This is a genomic window from Domibacillus sp. A3M-37, assembly GCF_024213455.1.
GTDB classification, from domain to species: Bacteria; Bacillota; Bacilli; order Bacillales; family Domibacillaceae; genus Domibacillus; species Domibacillus tundrae.
Window position 1 is genome coordinate 1 of record NZ_JANAVL010000058.1, and the last position, 2,638, is coordinate 2,638.

The 2,638-nt window shown below is 36.7% G+C and carries 1 protein-coding gene and 1 pseudogene; both read left to right on the forward strand.

Features of this window, described 5'->3' with window-relative positions; genetic code table 11:
- The first annotated feature begins 792 nt into the window (after positions 1 to 792).
- Entirely contained in the window at positions 793 to 1,071 is a 279-nt protein-coding gene (locus tag NLX67_RS22470; RefSeq protein ID WP_254313622.1) for a helix-turn-helix domain-containing protein, read from the forward strand.
- Positions 1,072 to 1,400: 329 nt separating this feature from the next.
- Positions 1,401 to 2,551, forward strand: a pseudogene (locus NLX67_RS22475) (IS3 family transposase).
- Positions 2,552 to 2,638 lie beyond the last annotated feature (87 nt).

Consider the following 2,638-nt stretch of genomic DNA (forward strand, 5'->3'; position numbering starts at 1 on the left):
CACTGTGATATTCTTTTAAGGTCTGGAGTTCTTTGTTTAGAGTCATAAATTTATTTTACCTCCTCAAATTTCTTTACGTTACTAGCATGCCCTTCGAGTATTAAGTATAAAACTAAGTCTTAGACACAGAAGCAGCTTCAAGTAACCGTGAATTTCTAATGAAATTTCATGATGGAAATGAAAAACAATTAAACGTGTCGTGTTTTAACCAGTGTTTAAATGGCTCATTTTTACGATAAAGATGATGAAAATAGCCTATGACGAGCAAGCCTTCAGAAGCAAATGTAGCCCATTTTATGAAGAAGATAGTGTTAAATGAAAAAGGATTAATGCTTCTAGAGGGTACAAATCGCTATTAGAGGATCACTTTAATACATAAATAGGAACGACCATATATATGCAAAGAAAAAACTTCACCAATAACAATAAATCCCTTGGTCGGGCTTTTTTTGTTTAACTCTCTTATTATAATTAAAATATAATTATTATTTAATTATAACAGTTTTAAAAATAGGTAAAAAGGTCTATAATATATTTTACGAAGTGGGGTATATAAAAAGACAAATTAATTGGGAAATAAGGTGGCTAATGTTAACGAAGACTAAGCTAGCCAGTTATCGAATACGATTTCCCTACAATTCATTTAATAAGGGGAATATTTATGACACTACATTCAATGAAAGAAATCTGGATGCCCTTAATGTGGCTTGGAATCAAGATATTTAAAACGCTTGATAACGATGGTGCTTATTATATCAAGGTTGGAAATAAGCCTAGAAAGAGAATAAAGTAATGGGAATAAAAGGTGAGGGTGGAAAACAAGTATCAGTAAATGTTGATCAAGAAGAGACAGACCACATTTTTTCGCGCGAGGAAGAGGAATTTATTAAAAATCTAATCCAGGAAAGAAAGAGACTAGGGCTTATTCAAGAAGATCTTGCGGAAATGACAGGATTAAGTCAATCTGCTATAGGAAGAATAGAATCTAGGAAAACAAATCCTACTCTAAAAACAATCGTAAAATTATTAAATGCACTGGATATGAAGTTAATTATTGTAGGTAAAGAATAAGGATTGCTTTTTATTTTATTATGAGAGACTATTCTAAAGCAGGCAGCGGGAACAGAAATCGTTCTAACGGCACTGATGAAGCAGAGAATATAAGTGAAGCAACAGAGGTGGCAGTGAAAAAAGAGATAGAGTATAAACCGTTAGAAACAAAAACAAATGTTGATCCGCACTATGATTTCACTGTTAAGTTTAATAACGATTTGGATGCTGCAACACTAAGAGGCAGCAACATCTACGTGAAGACTAATTCAACCACTTGGAGTTAGTATAGTTTCATGGACACAGTTTAATTAAGTCCTTACAATTATTTTTGAGAGGATGTGTCCGAATTGGAACGTAAACCTGCAGGCAAAAAATATAACGATGATTTTAAGAAAACGATTGTAGACTTGTATCATTCCGGCAGCTCGGTTAAAGAATTAAGCAGCGAATATGGCGTATCAGAAGTAACGATTTCTAAATGGGGGAAAGACTTTACCCTTATTGGTTCAGAGAAAGAGGCAATGACACCAAAAGAGTTAGCCGAGATCCAGAAAGAAAACCTTCGGTTAAAACAGGAAGTAGAAATCCTAAAAAAGGCTATGGCCATATTCGCGAAAAAGTAACCGAAGCAGAGCTCAACGATTTTATCGAGGAACACAAAGATCAATACCCCGTTCAGAAAATGTGCGAAGTGCTGGCCGTGCCAAGAAGCAGCTACTATGATTCCCTTGAAAAAACAATGTTAAAGCGTAAACTGGAAAACCAGTAACTGACGAAGGAAATAGGGCGGATTCACCTGGAAAGTAAGGCGCGTTATGGCGCTCCGAAAATCTATAAAACCTTATTAAACAACGGTTTTTGTCTAAGCTTGAAGCGTGTCCAACGCTTAATGAGAAAGGCTGGGATCCGTTCGATTACCAAGAAGAAATACCGTCCCTCCCCCTCAAAAGAAAAGGTTGTGCAACTGGAGAATCTCTTAAAACGAGACTTCACTACCTGCACGATCAATGAGAAATGGGTGGTGGATATTACATATATTCCTACGGTAAGAGACGGCTGGTGCTATCTAGCCTCTGTATTGGATCTGCATTCGAAAAAAATCGTTGGCTATTCTTTTTCCCGTTCTATGACTTCGGAATTGGTGATCGAAGCACTTCAAAACGCCTGTTTTTCTCAAAAGCCCCGAAAGGGCTTAATTCCTCATACCGATCTTGGCTCACAATATACCAGCAGTGAGTTTACTCAGCATGTTCAAAAACACGGAATCAAGCAGTCTTTTAGCCAGAAAGGCTGTCCTTATGATAATGCCTGTATAGGGTCGTTCCACGCCATACTAAAGAAAGAAGAAGTTTATCATACGCAGTACACAGACTACCGGGCAGCAAAGCTGGCCCTGTTTCAGTTTATAGAAGGCTAGTATAACCGAAACAGAATCCATAGCAGCATCGGCTATCAGACATCACAAGCTATTGAAAACCAGGCTACAAGAACAGCTTAAGACTTAACTTTTTCTTACGATTAGTCAATAGCTTTTTTATGTTTTCATGAATAGTTAAAAGGTTATCTTGATAAAAAACGAAAGTGG